At 57.8% G+C, this 23639-nt stretch carries 18 protein-coding genes and 4 tRNA genes; 17 read left to right on the plus strand and 5 right to left on the minus strand.

The genetic code is table 11. The features are described 5' to 3' along the window. Window positions 1-2555 (minus strand): bifunctional aconitate hydratase 2/2-methylisocitrate dehydratase (gene acnB, locus B2589_RS01835; protein WP_286815482.1); only part of this gene is annotated, 2555 nt, incomplete at its 3' end. A gap of 258 nt (window positions 2556-2813) precedes the next feature. Here acnB and B2589_RS01840 point away from each other — a divergent pair. Next, on the plus strand, window positions 2814-3422 hold the full coding sequence (locus B2589_RS01840) for a tRNA-(ms[2]io[6]A)-hydroxylase (RefSeq protein ID WP_286815433.1): 609 nt from the start codon (window positions 2814-2816) through the stop codon (window positions 3420-3422). Window positions 3423-3713: 291 nt separating this feature from the next. On the opposite strand, the gene B2589_RS01845 is transcribed toward B2589_RS01840, so the two are convergent. After that, the gene (locus B2589_RS01845) at window positions 3714-4592 is read right to left on the minus strand and encodes a LysR family transcriptional regulator (protein WP_286815434.1); all 879 of its coding nucleotides are present in this window, start codon (window positions 4590-4592) and stop codon (window positions 3714-3716) included. A gap of 157 nt (window positions 4593-4749) precedes the next feature. Between B2589_RS01845 and B2589_RS01850 the strand changes: the two genes are divergently transcribed. Both B2589_RS01850 and B2589_RS01855 read left to right on the plus strand, forming a co-directional pair. Continuing rightward, window positions 4750-5520, plus strand: coding sequence for a ferredoxin--NADP reductase (locus B2589_RS01850; protein WP_286815435.1), 771 nt, complete (start codon window positions 4750-4752; stop codon window positions 5518-5520). 32 nt (window positions 5521-5552) lie between these two features. After that, window positions 5553-6353 (plus strand): hypothetical protein, encoded by an 801-nt coding sequence (locus B2589_RS01855; protein WP_264753797.1) that lies wholly within the window; start codon window positions 5553-5555, stop codon window positions 6351-6353. Here the strand turns inward: B2589_RS01855 and B2589_RS01860 are convergent. After that, a complete protein-coding gene (locus B2589_RS01860; RefSeq protein ID WP_199455938.1) occupies window positions 6348-7073 on the minus strand; it encodes a UDP-2,3-diacylglucosamine diphosphatase in 726 nt (241 codons plus the stop codon). The two genes, B2589_RS01855 and B2589_RS01860, sit on opposite strands and share 6 nt — an antisense overlap. Then, window positions 7070-7570 carry a peptidylprolyl isomerase gene (locus B2589_RS01865; RefSeq protein WP_058340083.1) on the minus strand — a complete coding sequence of 167 codons (501 nt, stop codon included), beginning with the start codon at window positions 7568-7570 and terminating at the stop codon, window positions 7070-7072. Before B2589_RS01865 ends, B2589_RS01860 begins: the two co-directional genes overlap by 4 nt. Before the next feature lie 160 nt (window positions 7571-7730). Here B2589_RS01865 and B2589_RS01870 point away from each other — a divergent pair, with 160 nt between their 5' ends. From B2589_RS01870 to B2589_RS01880, 3 genes are all read left to right on the plus strand, one after another. Further along, window positions 7731-9410: a glutamine--tRNA ligase/YqeY domain fusion protein gene (locus B2589_RS01870; protein WP_286815436.1), complete on the plus strand. Its 1680-nt coding sequence runs from the start codon at window positions 7731-7733 to the stop codon at window positions 9408-9410. Next, a complete protein-coding gene (gene cysS, locus B2589_RS01875; protein WP_286815437.1) occupies window positions 9410-10795 on the plus strand; it encodes a cysteine--tRNA ligase in 1386 nt (461 codons plus the stop codon). Before B2589_RS01870 ends, cysS begins: the two co-directional genes overlap by 1 nt. 151 nt (window positions 10796-10946) lie before the next feature. Beyond that, the gene (locus B2589_RS01880) at window positions 10947-13127 is read left to right on the plus strand and encodes a malate synthase G (RefSeq protein ID WP_286815438.1); all 2181 of its coding nucleotides are present in this window, start codon (window positions 10947-10949) and stop codon (window positions 13125-13127) included. A 121-nt stretch (window positions 13128-13248) separates the two neighbouring features. Here the strand turns inward: B2589_RS01880 and folD are convergent, their stop codons facing one another. Next, on the minus strand, window positions 13249-14109 hold the full coding sequence (gene folD, locus B2589_RS01885; RefSeq protein ID WP_022988052.1) for a bifunctional methylenetetrahydrofolate dehydrogenase/methenyltetrahydrofolate cyclohydrolase FolD: 861 nt from the start codon (window positions 14107-14109) through the stop codon (window positions 13249-13251). Between the two features lie 225 nt (window positions 14110-14334). Between folD and B2589_RS01890 the strand changes: the two genes are divergently transcribed. The 11 genes from B2589_RS01890 to B2589_RS01940 all read left to right on the plus strand — a co-directional run bounded on the left by B2589_RS01890 (window position 14335) and on the right by B2589_RS01940 (window position 23634). After that, a tRNA-Pro gene (locus B2589_RS01890) sits at window positions 14335-14411 on the plus strand. A 33-nt stretch (window positions 14412-14444) separates the two neighbouring features. Continuing rightward, a tRNA-Arg gene (locus B2589_RS01895) sits at window positions 14445-14521 on the plus strand. 88 nt (window positions 14522-14609) lie between these two features. After that, window positions 14610-14685: transfer RNA gene (locus tag B2589_RS01900), tRNA-His, on the plus strand. A 66-nt stretch (window positions 14686-14751) separates the two neighbouring features. After that, window positions 14752-14836: transfer RNA gene (locus B2589_RS01905), tRNA-Leu, on the plus strand. Window positions 14837-15053: 217 nt separating this feature from the next. After that, window positions 15054-16358 carry a trigger factor gene (gene tig, locus B2589_RS01910; protein WP_199455940.1) on the plus strand — a complete coding sequence of 435 codons (1305 nt, stop codon included), beginning with the start codon at window positions 15054-15056 and terminating at the stop codon, window positions 16356-16358. Window positions 16359-16532: 174 nt separating this feature from the next. Then, a complete protein-coding gene (gene clpP / locus B2589_RS01915) occupies window positions 16533-17168 on the plus strand; it encodes an ATP-dependent Clp endopeptidase proteolytic subunit ClpP (protein ID WP_286815439.1) in 636 nt (211 codons plus the stop codon). A gap of 76 nt (window positions 17169-17244) precedes the next feature. Continuing rightward, window positions 17245-18528: an ATP-dependent Clp protease ATP-binding subunit ClpX gene (gene clpX / locus B2589_RS01920; protein WP_058340078.1), complete on the plus strand. Its 1284-nt coding sequence runs from the start codon at window positions 17245-17247 to the stop codon at window positions 18526-18528. Between the two features lie 13 nt (window positions 18529-18541). After that, window positions 18542-18709 carry a hypothetical protein gene (locus B2589_RS01925; protein WP_022988048.1) on the plus strand — a complete coding sequence of 56 codons (168 nt, stop codon included), beginning with the start codon at window positions 18542-18544 and terminating at the stop codon, window positions 18707-18709. Then, window positions 18706-21123, plus strand: coding sequence for an endopeptidase La (gene lon, locus B2589_RS01930; RefSeq protein WP_286815440.1), 2418 nt, complete (start codon window positions 18706-18708; stop codon window positions 21121-21123). The genes B2589_RS01925 and lon overlap by 4 nt, the downstream gene beginning before the upstream one ends. 235 nt (window positions 21124-21358) lie before the next feature. Further along, window positions 21359-21631: an HU family DNA-binding protein gene (locus B2589_RS01935; protein ID WP_022988046.1), complete on the plus strand. Its 273-nt coding sequence runs from the start codon at window positions 21359-21361 to the stop codon at window positions 21629-21631. A 158-nt stretch (window positions 21632-21789) separates the two neighbouring features. Continuing rightward, window positions 21790-23634, plus strand: coding sequence for a SurA N-terminal domain-containing protein (locus B2589_RS01940; protein WP_286815441.1), 1845 nt, complete (start codon window positions 21790-21792; stop codon window positions 23632-23634). The last annotated feature ends 5 nt before the right edge of the window (window positions 23635-23639 follow it).

The raw sequence follows: 23639 nt of genomic DNA on the forward strand, positions 1-23639 counted from the left end.
TCCATCTGGTCGAAGTTGAGATACTTGTAGATCTCCTTGGACATGCTGTTCAGGTCCTTGGCGTACTCCATGTACTCCGCCGGAGTCGGGAGTTTGCCCAGTACCGCGCCCACAGCTGCCAGTTCCGCAGAGGTCAGGTACACGTTGGCACCATCACCCAGACGGTTCGGGAAGTTACGGGTAGAGGTAGACAGAACCGTAGACTTGGCAGCTACACGTGCCTGGTTACCCATGCACAGGGAGCAACCCGGCATCTCGGTGCGAACACCGGCGGTGCCGTAGGTGTTGAAGTAGCCTTCTTCCATCAGCTGCTGCTGGTCCATCTTGGTGGGCGGAGACATCCACAGACGGGTCTTGAGCGGCTCTTTGTTCTGCTCAAGCAGTTTGCCGGCAGCGCGGAAGTGACCGATGTTGGTCATGCAGGAACCGATGAACACTTCGTCTACCTTGTCGCCAGCCACTTCGGACAGGAACTTGGCATCGTCCGGGTCGTTCGGGCAGCACACGATCGGCTCTTTGATGTCGGCCAGGTCGATTTCGACCACGTGGGCGTATTCTGCGTCTGCATCAGCACGCATCAGCTTCGGATTGGCCAGCCACTCTTCCATCTGCTGGGCGCGACGCTCCAGGGTACGCGGATCGCCGTAACCTTCAGCAATCATCCAGCGCAGCATCACGATGTTGGAGCGCAGGTACTCGGCAACAGACTCTTCAGACAGGTTGATGGTACAACCGGCAGCAGAGCGCTCAGCAGAAGCGTCAGACAATTCGAACGCCTGCTCAACGGTCAGGTGCTCCAGACCTTCGATTTCCAAGATGCGGCCAGAGAACTCGTTGATCTTGCCTTTCTTCTCAACGGTCAGCATGCCGTTCTTGATGCCGTACAGCGGAATGGCATGTACCAGGTCACGCAGGGTGATGCCCGGCTGCATTTCGCCTTTGAAGCGAACCAGAACGGATTCCGGCATATCCAGCGGCATAACACCGGTGGCTGCAGCAAACGCTACCAGGCCAGAACCGGCCGGGAAGGAGATGCCCATCGGGAAACGGGTGTGGGAGTCACCACCGGTACCCACGGTGTCCGGCAGCAGCATGCGGTTCAGCCAGGAGTGGATGATACCGTCGCCCGGACGCAGGGAAACACCGCCACGGGTACGGATGAAGTCCGGCATGGTGTGCTGCATTTCAACGTCAACCGGCTTCGGATAAGCGGCGGTGTGACAGAATGACTGCATAACCAGGTCAGCCTGGAAGCCCAGACACGCCAGGTCTTTCAGCTCGTCACGGGTCATTGGGCCAGTGGTGTCCTGGGAGCCAACGGTGGTCATGTGCGGCTCGCAGTAGGTGCCCGGGCGCACGCCCTGGCCTTCTTCCAGACCGCAGGCCTTGCCGACCATCTTCTGGCCCAGGGTGAAGCCCTTGGTGCCGGCTTCCGGATCTTTCGGCAGGCGGAACAGGTCTGTCGGGCCCATGCCCAGTGCAGTGCGCGCCTTGGCGGTCAGGCCACGGCCGATGATCAGCGGGATACGACCGCCGGCCTGAACTTCGTCCAGGATGACGTCAGACTTGAACTTGAACTCGGAGATGGTCTCGCCGGCTTCGTTCAGGATCTTGCCATCGTACGGGCGGATTTCGATCACGTCGCCCATGTTCATGTTGTCTACAGGTGCTTCGAAAACCAGGGCGCCGGCATCTTCCATGGTGTTGAAGAAGATCGGGGCAACCTTGTTACCGATACACACACCGCCGGCACGCTTGTTCGGCACGCCCGGGATGTCGTCGCCGAAGAACCACAGAACAGAGTTGGTGGCAGACTTACGGGAAGAGCCGGTACCGACTACGTCACCTACGAAGGCAACCGGCAGGCCCTTGGACTTGATTTCTTCGATCTGGCTCATCGGGCCAGTTACGCCGGGCTCTTCCGGCTTCAGGCCGTCGCGTTCCATCTTATAGGCGGCGCGGGCGTGCAGCGGGATGTCCGGGCGGGACCAGGCATCCGGAGCCGGAGACAGGTCGTCGGTGTTGGTTTCGCCGGTTACCTTGAACACCACCATCTTGGTGCTTTCGGGAACCTTGTTCTTGTTGGTGAACCACTCGGCGTTGGCCCAGGACTCAACAACAGACTTGGCAACGGCGTTGCCGGCGTCCATCTTTTCTTTAACGTCGTTGAACGCGTCGAACATCAGCAGGGTGTGCTTGAGTTCTTCACCAGCCAGTTCGGCCAGTTCGCTGTCGTCCAGAAGGTCGACCAGGGTAGCGATGTTGTAGCCGCCCTGCATCATGCCCAGCAGCTGGACAGCCTTCTTCTTGTCGATCAGCGGGGAAGCAGCTTCGCCTTTAACGATCGCGGTCAGGAACGCAGCTTTTACGTAAGCAGCTTCGTCCACTCCCGGCGGAACGCGGTTTTCCAGCAGGTCAACCAGGGTGGCTTCTTCACCGGCCGGCGGGTTCTTCAGCAGCTCGATCAGACCAGCAGTCTGCTCGGGGTTCAGGGGCTTGGGCGGGATACCCAGGGCTTCACGTTCAGCAACGTGTTCACGATAGGCTTCTAACACGATATGGACCCTCATCAGTTGGAATGTTCCGCGCTGTGGGCGTGGTGCCCGGCGGGAGTTTTTTGGCGAAAAGGCCGCAGGAGCCTCTGAATAAGGCCTCAAATCACCGATGGGGTTTCAGGATTTATTCAGAGACTCCTTGATCTGGCGCTGCATTCTATAGGAAAGCCCTTATAAAGTTAAGTTGGACAGAGGTCGGAGAGTTCTGTTAGGTGCGTTATACTCCCGCGCTTGTTGAACCGGACCGTTGCCAAAGCCATGAACGAAGCCCTCCAAGAGATACACGATTTCCTGCCCTGCCGAACGCCATCGCGCTGGATCGAGAATGCCCTGGCCAACCAGGACCTGATGCTGATTGACCACGCCCATTGCGAAAAGAAAGCAGCTTCCACGGCCCTGAGCCTGATGTACCGGTATGTGGACAACACCGACCTGCTGAACAAAATGTCCCGCCTGGCCCGGGAAGAACTACGGCACTTCGAGCAGGTGCTGGCGATCATGAGCAAGCGGGGGGTGGCCTACACCCACCTGACGCCGGCCCGCTATGCCGCCGGCCTGCGCGAAGCCGTGCGCAAGGACGATCCAGGCCGCCTGGTGGATGTGCTGATTGTCGGTGCCATCATCGAAGCCCGCTCCTGCGAACGCTTCGCAGCCCTGGCACCGCACCTGGATGAGAAGCTGGCGGAGTTCTACAACAGCCTGCTGAAATCCGAAGCGCGGCATTACCAGGATTACCTGAAGCTGGCGGTACAGGCCAACAGCGGTCCGGTGGATGAGCGGGTAGCGGATTTTATGGCTATTGAACAGAAGTTGATTGAAGAGCCGGATTCGGAGTTCCGGTTTCATAGTGGGCCTTTGGTTAACTGAAATTTTTTGCCACGGAATCCGCGGAAGGACACGGAAAAAGGAAAAAGATTTGCCACTAAATCCACGAAAGAACACGAAAAAATAAGAACTATTTTGCCACGGATACTCACGGACGCTCACTGACAACAGATAAAATTCTCTGTGTTGTTGTCCGTGTAATTCCGTGAGTGTCCGTGGCTAAAAATCTTTAAAGCTTTTCTTTTCGTGTCCTTTCGTGGATTTAGTGGCAAAAAATTCTTTAATCTTTTCTTTCCGTGTTTTTCAGTGGATTCCGTGGCAAAAAAACAGTCTTTAAAGCTCCTGGCACAAGGTCATCCACCGGGCAATTCCTGCACTCCGGTACTTCTGCTTGTGCAGGATGAAGTAGAAGTGCCGGTCAAACTGCCGGTGGGGCACTTTTAGCGGCACCAGGCTGCCGCGTTTAAAGGCATCAGCCAGCACCACCTCCGACAGACATCCGATGCCCAGGTCCGTTTCCACGGCGCGCTTGATGGCTTCGGTGTGCTCCAGTTCCAGCAATACGTTCAGGTCTGGCAGCAGGCCGTGCATGCCGCGCTCGAAGCTCTGGCGGGTGCCGGAGCCCTGTTCCCGCAAAATCCAGGTGGCGGCGCGCAGGTCGTCGTCGGTCAGTTCGCCCTTTGCTGCCAGCGGGTGGGTAGGGGAGCAGAAGGCTACCAGCCGGTCTTCCCGCCAGGGGATCACTTCCAGTTCCGAGGCTTGCAGTTCGCCTTCAATCAAGCCGATGTCCAGCTCAAAGTCCCTGACCCGTTTTGCGATGGTGCTGGTGTTGGCCACTTCCAGCGATACTTTCGGCCGGGTAGGGGTATTCATGTATTGGGCCATCACGCCAACGGCCAGATAGTTACCTATGGTCAGTGTGGCACCTACTTTCAGGGCGCCGACTTCCGAGTGCTTGCTCAGGGCCTGTTCCAGTTCGGTGGCCTGGGCCAGCAGGGACTCGGCCTTGGGCCGGTACAGCCTGCCCAGCTCGTTCAGCTGCAGGCGCTTGCCTACACGGTCGAACAGCTGGATGTCGAACTGGTTCTCCAGTTCCTTCAGGGCACTGCTGGCAGCCGATTGCGACATGGCCAGGGATTCCGCAGCCCGGGTGATGTTCTGGAAGTGGGCGGCGGCAAGGAAGACTTCGAGCTGACGGAAACTGTATTTCATGATTGGTCCGGCACTGTTGGGGCTTTTCAATGGGTGGGGCCATATTATCGATAAAATCGAACAGGTTTATGAGAACAGCCTGTTTTGTCGATTTCAAGCAAAAGGTTAAACTGGTTACCAATTGATGACTGACCGCAAATAATCTGGCGAGGGCTCCATGAGCAATATGATGAAAGAAACCGTGACCAGTGTGCATCACTGGAACGACACCTTGTTCAGTTTCAAAACCAGCCGGGACCCGGCCTTCCGTTTCAAGAACGGCCATTTTGTGATGATCGGCCTGGAAACCGATGGCAAGCCGCTGATGCGTGCCTACAGCATCGCCAGTGCCAATTACGAGGAAGAACTGGAGTTCTTCTCTATCAAGGTGCCCGATGGCCCGCTGACTTCCCGCCTGCAGCAGATCAAGGTAGGTGACGAGATCCTGGTCAGCCGCAAGCCCACCGGCACCCTGGTGCTGGATAACCTGCTGCCGGGCCGCAACCTTTGGCTGATCAGCACCGGTACCGGACTGGCGCCGTTTATGAGCATAATCAAAGACCCGGAAGTGTACGAAGCCTTTGATAAGGTGATCCTTACCCACGGCGTGCGCTACGTGTCTGAGCTGGCGTACCAGCAAGAGATCGACGAATTGCCGGAGAATGAATTCTTTGGCGAGATGGTGTCCGGCAAGCTGCTGTACTACCCGACCGTTACCCGGGAGCCGTTCCGCAACCAGGGCCGCCTGACTGAAGCCATGAAAACCGGCAAGATCACGCGGGATCTGGGCCTGCCGGACTTCGATATCGAGCAGGACCGCTTCATGATTTGCGGCAGCCCGAGCATGCTCAAGGATACCTGCAACATCCTCAACGGCATGGGCTTTAAAGAAGCCCGTGGCGGCGACATGGGCCACTATGTCATCGAACGGGCATTTGTAGAGCAGTAATGAAGCCACTGATTTCGCTGTTGCTGACGGCCATGCTGCTGGCCTTGTCCGGGTGCGATGCGGACCGGGACCCGGTGACGGCGGACTCGCTGGCCCTCAAGCCTGCCCAGCTGGACTGGGTGGGCCAGAAAATCTTCGCCAACGAATGCGCCAGCCGGTTTGACTGCCTGGTGCATTGGAATGAAGGCGAAGCCTTTCCGTCTCTGGGTATCGGGCATTTTATCTGGTATCCGGAGGGGGTGGAGGGTCGATTCACAGAAAGTTTCCCTCAGCTTATCCGCTACATGGTGCAACGCCAGGCCAAGGTGCCGGACTGGTTGCGCAACCTCGAGCCCTTCGATGCGCCCTGGCCCGACCGGGCTGCGTTTCTCGCCCTGGAAGATTCTTCCAGGGTTGCCGAGTTGAGAGAGTTTCTGGCCGGAACCCAGGGGCTTCAGGCGGAGTTTATTTTTCGGCGGGCAGCGGAATCTCTGGGCAAGATCGTGGCGGCGGCTCCGGAGAATCGCCAGCAGCAGGTAAGTGCTCGCCTGGAAGCCTTGAGTGCCACCCCCGGCGGCGTATACGCCCTTATGGATTATGTGAACTTCAAGGGCGAGGGGCTGGCGGAAGGTGAGCGTTACCAGGGCCAAGGCTGGGGGCTGTTGCAGGTATTGCTGGAGATGGACGCGGCCGGTGATAAAACGGAACTGCAGTCGTTCCGGGAAGCCGCCGGCCGGGTGCTTACCCGGCGGGCAGAGAATGCCGAGAATCCGATTGAGCGGGAACGCTGGCTGCCAGGCTGGCTGAAGCGGCTGGAAACCTATCGGGAGCCGGCGGGCGGCCCCGAATCATAGCGGGACTTTCTTCAGTTCCGGTTCCTGTCCTGAACGGGCTTCCAGCCACCAAACGTGCGTGTCCCAGTCACCCAGAACAATCCTCCGGGCGGGTTCGCCGTTGGCTTCCAGGTCATGGATGGCCGGGCGGTGAGTGTGGCCGTGGATCATCAGCTGTACGCCATGATGTTCAAGCTCTTTCACCACTTCTTCGGGCGTGACATCCATGATGTCTTCGGCTTTGCCCTGATTCTTGGCCATGGACATCTGGCGCAGCTGTCGCGCCATCTGCTGGCGGTCTTCCAGTGGGCGGGCCAGCATCATTTTCTGCATCTGCGGATTACGCATGTTGGCCCGGAACTTCTGGTATTCCACGTCGGCGGTGCACAGGCTGTCGCCATGCATCAGCAGGGCAGGGGTGCCATACAGGTCGATCACGGTAGGGTCGTCCAGCAGGGTGGCGCCGGCCCGTTCGCAATAGTCATTGCCGATCAGGAAGTCACGGTTGCCGTGCATCAGAAAAATCTCTGTGCCGCTATCCCGCACTTCACGGAGTGCCGCAGCTACCTGTTCCTGTAGCGGCGTGCGTTCGTCATCGCCAATCCAGGCTTCAAAGAAGTCGCCCAGAATGTACAGCTGCTCCACACCCATGGCGTGGGTTTTCAGGAACCCGAGAAAGGCGCCCGTGATGTCCGGGCGCGATTCTTCCAGGTGCAGGTCGGAGATAAACAGCGTGGTCACGCGTCCTCCAGAACCTCGGCCTTCTCGATAACCACGTCCTCGAAGGGAACGTCCTGGTGGCCGGCGTTCATGGTGGTGCGAACGGCGCGGATCTGATTCACCGTGTCCATGCCGTCGACAACCTTACCGAACACGCAGTAACCCCAGCCTTCGGCGTTCTTGGCGGTGTGGTCCAGGAAGCCGTTGTCCTGCACGTTGATGAAGAACTGGGCAGTTGCGGAGTGCGGGTCCATGGTGCGGGCCATGGCGATGGTGCCGGTTTTGTTGCTCAGGCCGTTATCGGCTTCGTTCTGGATAGGCTCGCGGGTTTTGCGCGGAGTCATGCCCGGCTCGAAGCCGCCGCCCTGGATCATGAAATTGCTGATTACCCGGTGGAAGATCAGGCCATCGTAGAAACCTTCACGAACATACTGCTCGAAGTTCTTGGCGGTTTCCGGCGCGTTTTCGTAGTCCAGTTCCAGTTTGATATCACCGAGGTTGGTTTTCAGCAGAATCATCAGGGCTTCCTGTAGTTTGAGGTCGGAATGATCAAAGTCGCTATTGTACTGAAGAGTTTCGTTGTGTGCATGAGTCCTGAGACTATTTGTGAGTATAATAGGCGGTTTCACGGAGCCTTCGGATTGCTCCCATGTTTCATCCCCCGTTGACAGAGATTGTATGAGCGCCGAGTCGAAGAAAGCCCACAACTTTATTCAAAGCCTGATCGAAGATGCCATCGCCAAGGGCGAGCACACCGGCACGGTCGTTACCCGTTTTCCGCCGGAGCCCAATGGTTATCTGCACGTTGGTCACGCCAAGTCCATTTGCCTGAACTTCGGCATTGCCGAAACCTTCGGTGGCGAATGCAACCTGCGCTTTGATGACACCAACCCTGAAAAAGAAAGTCAGGAGTATATCGACGCCATCAAGCAGGATGTCGAGTGGCTGGGTTACAAATGGGCAGACGAAGTACTCTACGCTTCCGATTACTTTGACCAGCTGTATTTATTCGCTGAGGAGCTGATCCAGAAGGGCAAGGCCTATGTGTGCGCGCTGAATGCCGAACAGATGGCTGAGTACCGGGGTTCCCTGAAAGAGCCTGGCAAGAACAGCCCTTACCGTGACCGTCCGGTGGAAGAGAGCCTGCAGTTGTTCCGGGATATGCGCGACGGCAAGTTCCAGAACGGCGAGCTGGTGTTGCGGGCCAAGATTGACATGGCCTCTCCGAACATCAACATGCGGGACCCCATCCTGTACCGTATTCGCTATGCCGACCATCACCAGACCGGCAGCAAGTGGTGCATCTACCCGATGTACGACTTCACCCATCCGATTTCCGATGCCCTGGAAGGCATTACCCATTCCCTGTGCACCCTGGAGTTTGAAGATCACCGGCCGCTGTACGACTGGGTGCTGGATAACATCACCATTCCGTGCCACCCACGCCAGATCGAATTTGCCCGGCTGAACCTGAACTACACCATCACCAGCAAGCGCAAGCTGAAGCGGCTGGTGGACGAAAACGTGGTAGACGGCTGGAACGATCCCCGGATGCCGACCATCTCCGGCATGCGTCGTCGCGGTTACACCCCGGAGTCCATCCGCAGTTTCTGCGACATGATCGGTGTGAACAAGGCCGGCGGCACCGTGGATGTGGGCATGCTGGAATATGCCATTCGCGAAGATTTGAACGACCGGGCGCCCCGCGCCATGTGCGTCATGCGCCCGCTCAAGGTGACCCTGACCAACTACCCGGCCGACCAGGTTGAAACCCTGACCCTGCCGGTGCATCCGCAGAAGCCGGAGATGGGTGAGCGGGAAGTGACCTGGAGCCAGACCCTGTACATCGACCGGGAAGACTTCGTGATCGAGCCGCCACGCAAGTGGAAGCGGCTGGCCCCGGACCAAGCGGTGCGCCTGCGCGGTGGTTACGTGATGACCTGCAAAGAGGTTGTGCGTGATGACAGTGGCGAAATTGTCGAGCTGAAGTGCGAATACGATCCGAACACCCTGGGCGTGAACCCCGAAGGCTACAAGCCCAATGGCGTGATTCACTGGGTGTCGGCCACTGACAGCGTTGAGTCAGACATCAATCTGTACGACCGTCTGTTCAACCACGAGAACCCGGACAGCGACAAGGAAGGCGACTTCCTGGACCACCTGAATCCGGAATCCCTGGTGGTGCTGAAAGGCGCGCGGGTAGAGAAGAGCCTGGCCGAGCCGCGTATCGACCTGCCTTACCAGTTCGAGCGGGAAGGCTATTTCTTCTGCGACCAGGAACTGACCGCCAAGGCCGGCAAGCCGGTGTTCAACCGTACCGTGACCCTGAGGGATTCCTGGGGTAAGGGAGGCAAGTAATGCGCATCTACAACACGCTGACGCAGCAAAAGGAAGAGTTCAAAACCATCGAGCCGGGCAAGGTGCGCATGTATGTGTGCGGCATGACGGTTTACGACTACTGCCACCTGGGCCATGCCCGGGTGCTGGTGGCCTTCGATGTGATTACCCGGTACCTGCGCCACCGTGGTTATGATGTGCACTACGTGCGCAACATTACCGATATCGACGACAAGATCCTGCGTCGGGCGGACGAAAACGGTGAGGTCTACACCGACCTGACCGGCCGCATGATCCACGCCATGCACGAAGACGAAGCGCGTCTGGGCGTGCTGGCGCCCAATGACGAGCCCCGGGCGACAGCTTACATCGACGACATCATCGCCATGATCCAGACCCTGATTTCCGGCGGTCACGCCTATGCGGCGGACAACGGCGATGTGTACTTTGCGGTGGATTCATTCCCGGATTACGGCAAGCTCAGCAAGAAGAAGCTGGAGGACCTGCTGGCAGGTGCCCGGGTGGACGTGCAGGAAGCCAAACGCAGCCCGGCGGACTTTGCCCTGTGGAAAGCCGCCAAGCCGGGTGAGGTGAGCTGGCAGTCGCCCTGGGGTGAAGGTCGCCCGGGCTGGCACATCGAGTGCTCTGCCATGTCCACCAAGTGTCTGGGTGATACCTTCGATATCCACGGCGGCGGCCCGGACCTGCTGTTCCCGCACCACGAGAACGAGATTGCCCAGTCCGAGTGCGCCACCGGCCACAAGTTTGTGCACACCTGGATGCACGCCGGCGCCATTCGTGTAAACAAAGAAAAGATGTCCAAGTCTCTGGGCAACTTCTTCACCATTCGCGAGATCCTGGAAAAGTACCCGGCGGAAGTGGTGCGCTATTTCCTGGTGTCCAGCCACTACCGCAGCCAGGTCGACTATTCCGAAGACAACCTGGCCGAAGCTGGCCGCACGCTGACCAAGCTGTATCACGCCCTGCGTGGCATCACGCCGGCCAAAGAAGCCGATGTGCCGGAATCCGACCATGATCGCCGGTTTGCCGAGGCCATGGACGACGATTTCAACACTGCCGGCGCCATTGCTGTGCTGCACGCCGTAGCTAATGACATCAACCATCAGCGCCGGGAAGGTGACGAAGAGGCTGCCAAGCGTAGTGCGGCCGTGCTGGTGCGTTTGGGGGCGGTGCTGGGCTTGCTGCAGCAGGACCCGGAAGCGTTCTTCCAGGCGGATACCGGCAGTGAGCTGACGGCGGAAGATATCGAGGCGATGATCCAGGCCCGTGCCGACGCGCGCAAAGGGAAGGATTTTGCCGAAGCCGACCGCATTCGCGATGAACTGCTGGACAAGGGCATTATCCTGGATGACAGCCGGGAAGGAACCACCTGGCGCCGCGCCTGAGATCCGGTTGATACACATAAAGTCGCATTGTGCCGAGCGGGAATGACCTTGTAGGGATTTTCACGTACAATGCGCCGCTCAAATACTAATGCCCCCGCACCTGGTGCGCTAAGGGGGAGTCGGGAAACATAACCCATCGAGGCAAGCAACGATGACAGAACGCGTTCAAGTTGGCGGCATTCAGATCGCCAAGAATCTGTACGATTTCGTAAACAACGAAGCGATCCCGGGTACCGGCGTTGACGCTGAAAAATTCTGGGCCGAGTTCGACAAGATTGTGAACGAGCTGGCTCCGCGCAACCGCGACCTGCTGGTCAAGCGCGACGAGATCCAGGAAAAAATGGACACCTGGAACCGTGACCATAAAGGCCAGAAGCTGGACATGGCCGAGTACAAGGCCTTCCTGAAAGAGATCGGTTACCTGGTTGACGAGCCGGCGGATTTCGAAATTTCTACCGCCAACGTAGACCCGGAAATCGCCACCATGGCCGGCCCGCAGCTGGTTGTGCCGATCATGAACGCCCGTTTCGCGCTGAACGCTGCCAATGCCCGTTGGGGTAGCCTGTACGATGCCCTGTACGGCACCGATGCTATTTCCGAGGAAGGCGGTGCCGAGAAAGGCCGTGGTTACAACCCGGTTCGTGGTGCCAAGGTTATCGAGTGGGCCCGCAAACTGCTGGACGGCTCCGCGCCCCTGGCTTCCGGCAGCCATAAAGATGCTGCCAAGTACTACATCGACGGCGGCAAGCTGGCGGTGAAACTGCAGAACGGTGAAGTGACCGGCCTGAAAGACGAGTCCGGCTTTGTGGGTTACACCGGCGCTGCCGATGCACCTACCGGTATTCTGCTGGTGAAGAACGGCATGCACTTCGAAATCCAGGTCGATGCCAGCCATCCGATCGGTAAAGACGACGGTGCCAACGTTAAAGACGTTCTGATGGAATCAGCCCTGACCACCATCATGGACTGCGAAGACTCCGTGGCTGCCGTAGACGCGGATGACAAGGTGCTGGCCTACAAAAACTGGCTGGGCCTGATGAAGGGTGACCTGGAAGAGTCCTTCGAGAAAGGCGGTCAGATGATGACCCGTCGCATGAATGGCGACCGCAGCTACACTGGCGCTGACGGCAGCGAAGTTACCCTGAAGGGCCGCAGCCTGCTGTTCGTTCGTAACGTCGGCCACCTGATGACTAACCCGGCTATCCTGCTGAAAGACGGCAGCGAGATTCCGGAAGGCCTGATGGACGGCCTGGTTACGTCCCTGATTGCCATCCACGACCTGAAGGGTGACGGCAAGTTCCAGAACAGCACCAAGGGTTCTGTGTACATTGTTAAGCCCAAGCAGCACGGCCCGGAAGAAGTGGCCTTCACCAACGAATTCTTCGGCCGCGTTGAAGATGCCCTTGGCCTGCCGCGCTTTACCCTGAAAGTCGGCATTATGGACGAAGAGCGTCGCACCACGGTTAACCTGAAAGCCTGTATCCACGCTGCCAAAGAGCGCACCGTGTTTATCAACACCGGCTTCCTGGACCGTACCGGCGACGAGATTCACACCTCCATGGAGCTGGGTCCGTTTATCCGTAAGGGTGAGATGAAACAGGCGGCCTGGATCAGCGCCTACGAGCAGTGGAACGTGGACATCGGCCTGGAAACCGGCCTGTCTGGTGTTGCCCAGATCGGTAAGGGCATGTGGGCCATGCCGGACCTGATGGCTGGCATGCTGGAAGCGAAGATCGGTCATCCGAAAGCGGGTGCCAACACGGCATGGGTTCCGTCTCCGACTGCCGCTACCCTGCACGCCACGCACTACCACCAGGTGAATGTGTTCGACGTACAGAAAGAACTGGCTAACCGCGAGCGTGCGTCCCTGGAGGACATCCTGACGGTGCCGGTGATGGAAGATCCGTCTGCCCTGACTGCCGAAGACATCCAGCAAGAACTGGACAACAACGCCCAGGGTATTCTCGGCTACGTAGTTCGCTGGATCGATTCCGGCGTTGGCTGCTCCAAGGTGCCGGATATTAACGACATCGGCCTGATGGAAGACCGCGCAACCCTGCGTATCTCTTCCCAGTTGCTGACCAACTGGCTGTACCACGGTATCTGCACCGAAGAGCAGATCATGGAAACCATGAAGCGCATGGCGGCCGTGGTCGACAAGCAGAACGCCGGCGATGCCGGGTACCGCAACATGGCGCCGAACTTCGACGACAGCATTGCCTTCCAGGCGGCTGTGGACCTGGTTCTGAAAGGTCGCGAACAGCCGGCCGGCTACACCGAGCCGCTGCTGCACGCCTATCGTCAGAAGGCAAAAGCCAAGTACGGTCAGTAAGACCGGACACAAAAAACCCCGCCTCGGCGGGGTTTTTTATGGGCCTTGCCGGCTACAAGGGGGTCGTACCCCCGGCGGGGGTACGACCCCACCCTTCTGTAAGCGCCGGTCTCCGAAGAATCTAGACCTCCGAATGCAGCACATCCGCCGCATACAAGGTGTTCTCCAGTAGCGTGGCAATGGTCATCGGTCCCACACCACCGGGAACCGGGGTGATATAAGCGGCCCGCGCAGCTGCCGCCTCAAAGTCCACGTCGCCACACAGTTTTCCGTCGGCCATCCGGTTAATGCCTACATCAATCACCGTGGCGCCGGGTTTTACCCATTCGCCCTTGATGATGCCGGGTTTGCCCACTGCGGCGACCAGGATGTCTGCTTCGCTGACAAACTTTTCCAGGTTGTCGGTAAAGCGGTGGCATACGGTGGTGGTGGCGCCTTTGAGCAGCAGCTCCATGCACATGGGGCGGCCGACGATGTTTGAAGCGCCCACAATCACGGCGTGCTGGCCTTTATAGGGTGTGCCAACGGAGTCCAGCAGGGTAATCACGCCAGCCGGTGTGCAGGGGCGCAGGGCGGGCTTGCGCTGCATCAGGCGGCCGGTGTTGTAGGGGTGGAAGCCGTCCACATCTTTGTCCGGACGAATTTTTACCAGGATCGGGTCTGCGTCCAGGTGTGAGGGCAGGGGAAGCTGTACCAGGATGCCGTCTACCGTCGGGTTTTCGTTCAGCTCGTCTACCAGGGCTTCAAGGGCCTGCTGGGAGGTGTCTGCGGGCAGGTCGTAAGACAGTGAAAGGATACCGGCCTGTTCGCAAGCTTTGCGCTTGTTGCCTACATAAACTTGCGAGGCGGGATCGTTGCCGACCAGTACCACGGCCAGGCCTGGTACACGAAGCCCCTTCTGTTTGCGGGCTTCCACGCCGGCAGCAACCCGCTGCCGGACCTGTGCGGCAATGTCTTTTCCGTTAATCAGTTTGGCGCTCATGTTTCCGTCTTGTCGGTTGGGCATGAATAGTGGTGAAGTGAGGCCGCGCATTGTCTCATGCTTCGGCGTGAACGCCAATGTAGCTTCCCGGAGGGAACTTTTGCCGGGGCAGGCAGTCTTCTGAATCAACGTTATACGCAGGTTTTTTAAAATCCGTGTTGACGGATGCCTCAGGCGCCGGTAATATGCGCGCCAACTTTGCTGAGGCACTTGTTGTTCAGTTAACGGGGTATAGCGCAGTCTGGTAGCGCGCCTGCTTTGGGAGCAGGATGTCGGGAGTTCGAATCTCTCTACCCCGACCATTTTTCTGGATGTTCAGGTGGGCGAACGGTCAAGCGCCCGTAGCTCAGCTGGATAGAGCATCCGCCTTCTAAGCGGATGGTCGCAGGTTCGAGTCCTGCCGGGCGCGCCATACTGCTCGAAGCAGGTTGGCACCGGACTCGCCGAACCAGCAAAGTTGAAGTAAGCAGATGCGTACCGTAAGGTACCTCCCTGATGTGGTGGACGTAGCTCAGTTGGTAGAGCTCAGGATTGTGACTCCTGCGGTCGAGGGTTCGAACCCCTTCGTCCACCCCACTTTTCCCCTTGTTTGTTTCCGCGGTTCTGACCTTCCCGTTCCGGGATCGGTGCTGCGACGGATATGCGAGAGTGGCGGAATTGGTAGACGCACTGGATTTAGGTTCCAGCGGGGCAACCCGTGAGAGTTCAAGTCTCTCCTCTCGCACCACCCTTTCTTTTTTCTGATTTGTCCCCATCTTTTGTCCAGTCCGGTTGTGGTACTGGTCTCAAACCGTTATTCCGTCGTGTCGGGTGATTCTCTCGGCAGGGTAAACCGTGATAAACTACCGGCTTTTAATTTTGCGTCCCTTTGAGGTGAACCGCTTCATCCGGGATTTTGTTTTAATTTTCATTCACATACAGAATCTGTAATTTGAGGATCTTCCATGCAAGTGTCTGTTGAAACGACCTCCAACATCGAGCGTCGCATGACGATTGGTGTGCCCGCCCAGGAAATCGACCAGGCGGTCCAGAAACGCCTGCAGGAAACTGCCCGTACTGTTCGCCTGAACGGTTTCCGCCCCGGCAAGGTGCCCATGAGCGTGGTCAAGCGTCGTTTCGGTGACAGCATCCGCCAGGAAATTGTTGGCGAGGTTATGCGCGACAACTACATCAAGGCACTGCAGGAGCAGGACGTTAACCCGGCTGGCTGGCCGCGGTTCGAGCCGAAGACCATGGAAGAGGGCAAAGACCTCGAATTCGTGGCTATCTTCGAAGTGCTGCCGGAAATCGAACTGGGCGACCTGAGCAAGGTTGAAGTCGAGAAGCCGGTGTCTGAAGTGACTGACAAAGACATCGATACCATGATCGATAACCTGCGTCGTCAGCAGGCCACCATGAAGGAAGTGAAGCGCAAGTCCAAGAACAAGGACGTTGTGACCATCGACTTCAAAGGCTCCATCGACGGTGAAGAGTTTGAGGGCGGCTCCGCTGAAGGCCATCGCCTGACCCTGGGCTCCGGCCAGATGATTCCGGGCTTCGAGAAGGGCATTGTTGGCGGTAAGGCCGGCGAAGAGCTGGAAATCGACGTAGAATTCCCGGCGGATTACCACAACGAAGACCTGGCCGGTAAGCCTGCCAAGTTCGCCATCACTATCCACAAGGTTGAAGAGCCCCAGCTGCCCGAGCTGGACCAGGAGTTCTTCAAGCGTTTCGGTATCGAAGCCGAAGACGAAGCCGCCTTCCGTGAGGAAGTGAAGAAGAACATGGAGCGCGAGCTCAAGCAGGCGGTTTCCAACAAGGTCAAGAACGACGTTGTTGAAGGCCTGCTGGCGACCACCGAGCTGGACATTCCGTCTGCCCTGGTAGACCAGGAAATCGACCGTCTTCGCCAGGACGCTGTTCAGCGTTTCGGTGGCCAGGTTGACTTCCAGCAGCTGCCGAAGGAAATCTTCGAAGACCAGGCCAAGCGCCGCGTGAAGACCGGCCTGCTGTTCCAGGAAGTGGTCAAGAAGAACGACCTGAAAGCCGACGACGCCAAGGTTGAAGAGAAGATCCAGGAAATCGCTTCTACCTACGAGCAGCCGGACGAAGTTATCGCCCACTTCAGCAGCAACCCGGACCAGAAGGCCCAGGTTGAGTCTTCTGTACTGGAAGATGCCGTGGTTGACCACGTCCTGGCCCAGGCCAAGGTGACCGAGAAGAAAATGAAGTACGAAGAAGCGGTAGCCGCTGGTCAGCAGCAGCGCTGATCAGGCCCGGGCCTGGTGCCCGGTGCCGCTTTCTGGAAACAGCCGGCGTGTCCGGCTGTTTTCATCTGGGCTTACTGCTGGCAGAGTATAAGTATTCAGGGGTGTCCTGATCGCCGATTCAGGATATCCTCCGCAGAAGTCCATGCCCATTGTCCATAAGGAGTTCAGGCGCACATGACGCAGAAACCGTTTGATGGCCCTACAATGATAACCAGCGCCGGTCTGGTGCCGATGGTAATTGAACAGACGGCACGTGGAGAGCGTTCCTTCGACATTTATTCACGTCTGCTCAAGGAGCGGGTGATTTTCCTGGTTGGCCCGGTTGAAGATCACATGGCGAACCTTGTGGTTGCCCAGCTGCTGTTCCTGGAATCCGAAAACCCGGACAAAGATATCCACCTGTACATCAACAGCCCGGGTGGCTCCGTAACTGCGGGCATGTCTATCTACGACACCATGCAGTTCATCAAGCCGGACGTTTCTACCCTGTGTATTGGCCAGGCGGCCAGCATGGGTGCTTTCCTGCTTTCCGGTGGTGCCAAGGGCAAGCGTGCCTGCCTGCCCAATTCCCGCGTGATGATTCACCAGCCGCTGGGCGGATATCAGGGCCAGGCAACGGATATCGAGATCCACACCCGCGAGATCCTGAAGATTCGCCATACCCTGAACTCCATTCTGGCCCACCATACCGGCCAGGATCTGGAGACCATCGCCCGTGATACCGACCGTGATAATTTCATGGACCCGGTCCAGGCGAAGGAGTACGGGTTGATCGATACAGTACTTGATAAGCGCGTATCGAATAACTAATACTGAAAGTCATCGCATCATCCCTGGTCGGCGTACTGTTTGATTGCGCCGACCAACGAAGAACAGAGGTATTTCAATGGCAGATGAAAGAAACGGCAGGGGCGACGATAACGGCAAGTTGCTGTACTGCTCGTTTTGTGGAAAGAGCCAGCATGAAGTCCGTAAGCTCATTGCAGGGCCCTCGGTGTTCATCTGCGACGAGTGTGTAGACCTGTGTAACGACATTATTCGGGAAGAAATCCAGGAAAATGCCCAGGAAGAGGCCAGCGACCGGCTGCCTACCCCTGCGGAAATCCGGGAGACCCTGAACGAATATGTGATCGGCCAGGATCGCGCCAAGGTGGTTCTGTCTGTAGCGGTGTACAACCACTACAAGCGTCTGCGTTATGGTGAAGGCAAGAGCGACGTGGAGCTGGGCAAGAGTAACATCCTGCTGATCGGCCCGACCGGTAGCGGTAAGACTCTGCTGGCTGAAACCCTGGCCCGCATGCTGAACGTGCCGTTTACCATTGCCGATGCCACCACGCTGACCGAAGCCGGTTATGTGGGTGAGGATGTTGAAAACATCATCCAGAAGCTGCTGCAGAAGTGCGACTACGATGTCGACAAGGCCCAGCGCGGCATTGTGTACATCGATGAAATCGACAAGATTTCCCGCAAGTCTGACAATCCCTCCATTACCCGGGATGTTTCCGGTGAGGGTGTTCAGCAGGCACTGCTCAAGCTGATTGAAGGCACGGTAGCATCGGTTCCGCCCCAGGGTGGCCGCAAGCATCCGCAGCAGGAGTTCCTGCAGGTTGATACCACCAACATGCTGTTTATTTGTGGTGGTGCCTTCGCTGGCCTGGAAAAGGTGATTCAGGAACGGTCCGAGCGCAGCTCCATCGGTTTCTCCGCTACGGTGAAGAGCCCGGACGACAGCAAGAACACCGGCGACATCATCCGTGATGTGGAAACCGAGGACCTTGTGAAGTTCGGCCTGATTCCGGAGTTCGTCGGTCGTTTGCCGGTTGTGGCAACCCTGACCGAGCTGGACGAAGAGGCCCTGGTGCAGATCCTGACCGAGCCCAAGAACGCACTGACCAAGCAGTACCAGAAGCTGTTCGATATGGAAGGTGTGGAGCTGGATTTCCGGGAAGACGCCCTGCGTGCGGTGGCCAGAAAGGCCATGGAACGCAAGACCGGTGCCCGGGGCCTGCGCTCCATCATGGAAGCCACCCTGCTGGATACCATGTACCAGATTCCATCCGAGCACGATGTGTCCAAGGTGGTGATCGACGAAAGCGTGATCAAGGGCGATTCCGAGCCCTTCAAGATCTACGCCAGCAGCGATCACGCCAAGGCCGTACCGGAAGACTGATTTCCGGACCGTCATGGTGCATCAGAAAAAGGGGCGGCAACGCCCCTTTTTCATTGGCCTGCTTTCACAAAATCGCATCATCCCGCCCGTGCTTTCCTTTCGTAAAAAGATTGCAATTTTTGTCTGCGCCCCAATGATGGGTGATATGCTGAAAGAAACGCTGTCAGAGGATTCCCTATGACCCGTATACCTGAAGAAACCGTGCAAGAATATCCGCTGCTCCCGCTGCGGGATGTGGTGGTATTTCCGCACATGGTGGTGCCACTGTTTGTGGGCCGAGAAAAATCCATCCAGGCCCTGGAAGCCGCGATGGAGGGCAGCAAGGAAATCCTTCTGGTCGCCCAGAAAGACGCTTCTACCGACGAGCCGGGCCCGAAAGATGTGTTCGACATGGGCACGCTGGCTACCGTGCTGCAAATGCTCCGGTTACCGGACGGCACTGTTAAAGTGCTGGTTGAAGGTAATGCCCGGGCCAGCATTACCGGCATTGAAGAAGCCGACTTCCTGACCGGCCAGGCTGTTCTGATGGATGAGGAGTCTTTGCCCGAGCGCGAAGAAGACGTTCTCACCAAGACCCTGATGGGCGAATTTGAGAAGTTCGTAAAACTGTCCAAGAAAGTGCCTTCGGAAGTGTCCAATGCGCTCACCGGCATCAATGAGCTGGAGCGCCTGGTAGACACCATGGCCGCGCACCTGGATATGCGCATTCCGGAGAAGCAGGAACTGCTGGAAGCCCTGGATGTACGCAAGCGGGTAGACCTGCTGCTGGGCAAACTGGACGGCGAGATCGACCTGATCGAGGTTGAAAAACGCATCCGTGGCCGCGTGAAGAAGCAGATGGAGCGCAGCCAGCGGGAGTATTACCTGAACGAACAGATGAAGGCCATCCAGAAAGAGATGGGCAATCTGGGTGAGGGTAACAACGATTTTGAAGAGCTGGAGCAAAAGCTCGAGCAGGCCGGCCTGCCGGAAGAAGCCCGCAAGAAGACCGAAGCGGAACTGAACAAGCTGAAGATGATGTCGCCCATGTCTGCCGAAGCCACGGTAGTGCGGGGCTACATCGACTGGATGCTGGCAGTGCCCTGGAAAAAGCGCAGCCGCGTTCGCCACGACCTGGAAAAAGCGCGCGAGATTCTCGACCGGGACCACTACGGCCTGGATGAAGTCAAGAAACGCATCCTTGAGTACCTGGCGGTGCAAAGCCGGGTGAAGAAGGTCAAAGGGCCGGTATTGTGCCTGGTAGGGCCTCCCGGTGTGGGCAAGACCTCGCTGGGGCAGTCCATCGCCAAGGCTACCAACCGGAAATACACCCGAATGGCCCTGGGTGGCGTGCGTGACGAAGCGGAAATCCGTGGTCACCGCAAAACCTATATCGGCGCCTTGCCGGGCAAGCTGTTGCAGAAGCTGGCCAAGGTAGAGGTGAAGAACCCGCTGTTCCTGTTCGATGAAATCGACAAGATGGGTATGGACCATCGGGGTGACCCGGCGTCGGCCCTGCTTGAGGTCCTGGACCCGGAACAGAACCACACCTTCAACGACCATTACCTGGAAGTGGATTATGACCTTTCCGATGTGATGTTCGTGTGTACCTCCAACTCCATGGATATTCCGCCGGCGTTGCTGGACCGTATGGAGATCATCCGGATTCCGGGTTACACCGAAGACGAGAAGGTCAACATTGCCCTGCGTTACCTGCTGCCCAGGCAGATCAAGGCCAATGGCCTGCGTAAGCACGAACTCAAGTTACCGGAAGAGACCCTGCGCGACCTGATCCGCTACTACACCCGGGAAGCCGGTGTGCGTGGCTTGGAGCGGGAGATTGCCAAGATCTGCCGTAAGGTAGTGCGTGAGCACGTAGAGAGCAGTGATAACGCTTCTATTACCCTGACGCCGGACATGCTGGAAGATTATTCCGGCGTGAAGAAGTTCAAGTACGGCCTGGCCGAGGAAAGCAATCAGGTTGGCCAGGTGACGGGCCTGGCCTGGACCCAGGTGGGCGGCGAACTGCTGACCATCGAATGCGCCCTGACCCCGGGTAAGGGCCGCGTGGTGAAAACCGGTTCTCTGGGTGATGTGATGCAGGAGTCTATCCAGACTGCGCTCACCGTGGTTCGCAGCCGTGCAGCAGGGCTCGGAATCGCTGATGATTTCCATGAAAAGCACGATCTGCACATCCACGTTCCGGAAGGTGCGACCCCGAAAGACGGCCCGAGCGCCGGTATCGGCATGTGCACCGCGCTGGTTTCTGCACTGACCCGAATTCCTGTGCGGGCCGATGTGGCCATGACCGGAGAGATCACATTGCGGGGCAGGGTACTGCCGATCGGCGGGCTGAAGGAAAAGTTGCTGGCAGCCCACCGTGGTGGCATCAAGACCGTTCTGATCCCAGATGAAAATGTCCGTGATCTCAAGGAGATACCGGATAATATCAAGGAGTCGCTGGAGATCCGTCCGGTTAAGTGGATTGATGAGGTGCTGGACATTGCCCTGGAATATGCACCGGATCCGTCTGCCGAAAATGCCCCTGGCAAGGCGGCGTCTTCGAAAGCAAAAGAAGATGCCAGTGATGTTACCGAGCGCATAAATACTCATTAATGACGGGATGAGTTGTTGACACGTCGGAGAGCCCATTGGTATAACTGTTTCGCCGTGAAGCAGCCAATACCAAGGGCTCCCGCGCAGTATGTGCCTATTCCGATCACCGGTGAAACACCGCAAGGAATAAGAAAACAGAAGAATGGAATTCTCCGACTGCTTATGCGATAGTCGGAAAAGTCCGCTAAAAAATCCGACCTATAACATCTTCAACCTGAAATCGAAGGGGTTTAGTGTGAACAAGTCCGAACTGATCGACGCAATTGCAGAATCCGCAGATATTTCCAAAGCAGCAGCTGGCCGTGCGCTGGATGCAATGACCAGCTCCATCACCGGTGCTCTGAAGAAAGGCGACCAAGTTACCCTGATCGGTTTCGGTACCTTCTCTGTGAAAGAGCGTGCAGCCCGTACCGGCCGCAACCCGCAGACCGGCGCTGAAATCAAGATCGCGGCCTCTAAAGTACCTGGCTTCAAAGCAGGTAAGGCCCTGAAAGACGCCGTTAAGTAACGGTTCTTTCTTTGGCGGCTTTCGCACGCGGGAGCTGCCGCAGGAACTCGAGGCGCATTCCGTAAAGGGTGCGCCTTTTTGCGTTAAGAAGGGGCTGCCAGAACAGCTTCTCGCCAACAAAACATCCGCACGACCTTGAACAGGGATTCAGGAATAACATGCTTCAAGATATTCGGGATAATGCCCAGGGCACCATCGCAAAGGTTATTATCGGCCTTTTGATCATTTCCTTGTCGATCTGGGGGATGGACGCGATCATTGGCGGCTTCACCGGTGAACCGGAAGTGGCCACCGTTAACGGCAACGACATTACCGAACGGGAGTTCCTGCGCACCGTTCAGCTGGAAACCCAGCAACGCCTCATGCAGATGGAAAACCCGGATCCGTCACTGGTGGATGAAGACCAGGTTCGCCGGGATGTTCTGGAGGCTTTGATCCAGGAAGCCGTGCTCACCCAGGACGCTGCCAACCAGGGCCTCGAACTTTCCGATGCCGACATCGATTCCCTGATTACCCAGATGCCCCAGTTCCAGGTGGATGGCCAGTTCAACCGCGACCGCTTTGTGGCCACTGTGCGTAACCTGGGTATGGGTGTTGCTGAATTCCGTGAAAGCCTTCGCAAGAACTACGTGGTTAACCAGATCCGTGCGGCGATTGCCCAGACCGGCCTTGCCGTTCCCGCCCAGGCGGAACAACTGCTGGCTATCCAGAACCAGACCCGGGACTTCCGCGTACTGACGATTGATGCCGATACGGTGGCTGACCAGCTGTCGGTATCGGATGCAGACATCGAGGCTTACTACGAAGACAACAAAGACCAGTTCCGTAAACCGGAACAGGTTTCTGCCGCCTACATCACCCTGTCACTGGATGCGCTGGCAAGTGTCATCGAAATCTCCGACGAGGAAGTGCGTGGCTACTATGATGAGCGCGCCGAAGACTTTGCCCGTGAAGAGCGTCGTGCCGCCCATATCCTGATTGAAGCGGGTGTCGAGGCAGAGCAAACCATGGCAACCATCCAGCAGCGTCTGGAAGAGGGTGAATCCTTTGCTGCGCTGGCGGAAGAGTTTTCGGTTGATACCGTTTCCGCCCGTGAGGGTGGCGACCTGGGCTTTGCCGGTCGTGGTGTTTATGACGAAGCTTTCGAGCAAGCGCTGTTTGCACTGGAAGAAGGTGAAACCTCCGGCCCGGTGGAAACCAGCTTTGGTGTGCACCTGATTCGCCTTGTAGAAGTGCGCCGTGCTGATGTGCCGGCATTTGCAGAGCTGGAATCCGAACTGCGTGACGAGCTGGCCCGTGCCCGGGCAACCGAGCGTTTCGCTGAAGTGCGGTCCCAGCTGGCTGATGCTGCCTATGCCGCGGATGACCTGGCGGGCCCGGCCTCCGAACTGGGGCTGGACGTTCAGGAAGTCTCTGGTGTAACCCGCGACGGCGGCCCGGGGCCGTTTGACCACGCCGGACTGGTTCGCCAGCTGTTCTCTGACGACGTGCTGACTGGCGGCTACAACACCGAACTGATCGATGTTGAAAATAATCGTGCGGTGGTGGCCCGGGTTCGCGAGTATCAGGAGCCGCGCCAGCTGGAGTTGGCGGATGTTGAAGGCCAGGTTCGTGACCTGCTGACCAGCCGTGCAACCCGCAAGGCCCTGGATGACCGTGCGGCCGAGCTGGTGGCTGCGGTAGAAGCCGGTGAGCAGCCGATGGCTGACCAGTGGCAGGGTTTTGAAGGCGAGGGCCGTAACGTGGCAGGACTGGATCCGTTCATTGCCCAGGCTGTGTTCTCCCTGCCGCATCCTGAAGGCGAGCAGCCGGTTGTCGGCAAGGCGCTGGGTGGTAGCGAGGCTGCGGTGATCGTGCTGAGCGCGGTTAACCCGGGTGAGGTTCAGGATGATAATCCTGAGTACCGCCAGCTGCAGCAGTTCCTGGCACAGCTTGAGGGACAGCGTGAGTACCAGGCCTATCAGCAGTACCTGAGAAACACCGCAGAAGTCGAGCGGAATTAAGGTCA

It is taken from the genome of Marinobacter sp. UBA3607 (assembly GCF_002375525.1).
GTDB lineage: Bacteria > Pseudomonadota > Gammaproteobacteria > Pseudomonadales > Oleiphilaceae > Marinobacter > Marinobacter vinifirmus.

Coding starts and splice junctions, on each gene's coding strand:
- cysS (WP_286815437.1), top strand. CDS start 9,410: ATGCGCATCTACAACACGCTGACGCAGCAAAAGGAAGAGTTCAAAACC.
- B2589_RS01870 (WP_286815436.1), top strand. CDS start 7,731: ATGAGCGCCGAGTCGAAGAAAGCCCACAACTTTATTCAAAGCCTGATC.
- clpX (WP_058340078.1), top strand. CDS start 17,245: ATGGCAGATGAAAGAAACGGCAGGGGCGACGATAACGGCAAGTTGCTG.
- B2589_RS01880 (WP_286815438.1), top strand. CDS start 10,947: ATGACAGAACGCGTTCAAGTTGGCGGCATTCAGATCGCCAAGAATCTG.
- B2589_RS01865 (WP_058340083.1), bottom strand. CDS start 7,570: ATGATTCTGCTGAAAACCAACCTCGGTGATATCAAACTGGAACTGGAC.
- B2589_RS01850 (WP_286815435.1), top strand. CDS start 4,750: ATGAGCAATATGATGAAAGAAACCGTGACCAGTGTGCATCACTGGAAC.
- B2589_RS01855 (WP_264753797.1), top strand. CDS start 5,553: ATGCTGCTGGCCTTGTCCGGGTGCGATGCGGACCGGGACCCGGTGACG.
- folD (WP_022988052.1), bottom strand. CDS start 14,109: ATGAGCGCCAAACTGATTAACGGAAAAGACATTGCCGCACAGGTCCGG.
- clpP (WP_286815439.1), top strand. CDS start 16,533: ATGACGCAGAAACCGTTTGATGGCCCTACAATGATAACCAGCGCCGGT.
- B2589_RS01940 (WP_286815441.1), top strand. CDS start 21,790: ATGCTTCAAGATATTCGGGATAATGCCCAGGGCACCATCGCAAAGGTT.
- B2589_RS01840 (WP_286815433.1), top strand. CDS start 2,814: ATGAACGAAGCCCTCCAAGAGATACACGATTTCCTGCCCTGCCGAACG.
- B2589_RS01925 (WP_022988048.1), top strand. CDS start 18,542: ATGGTGCATCAGAAAAAGGGGCGGCAACGCCCCTTTTTCATTGGCCTG.
- tig (WP_199455940.1), top strand. CDS start 15,054: ATGCAAGTGTCTGTTGAAACGACCTCCAACATCGAGCGTCGCATGACG.
- lon (WP_286815440.1), top strand. CDS start 18,706: ATGACCCGTATACCTGAAGAAACCGTGCAAGAATATCCGCTGCTCCCG.
- B2589_RS01845 (WP_286815434.1), bottom strand. CDS start 4,592: ATGAAATACAGTTTCCGTCAGCTCGAAGTCTTCCTTGCCGCCGCCCAC.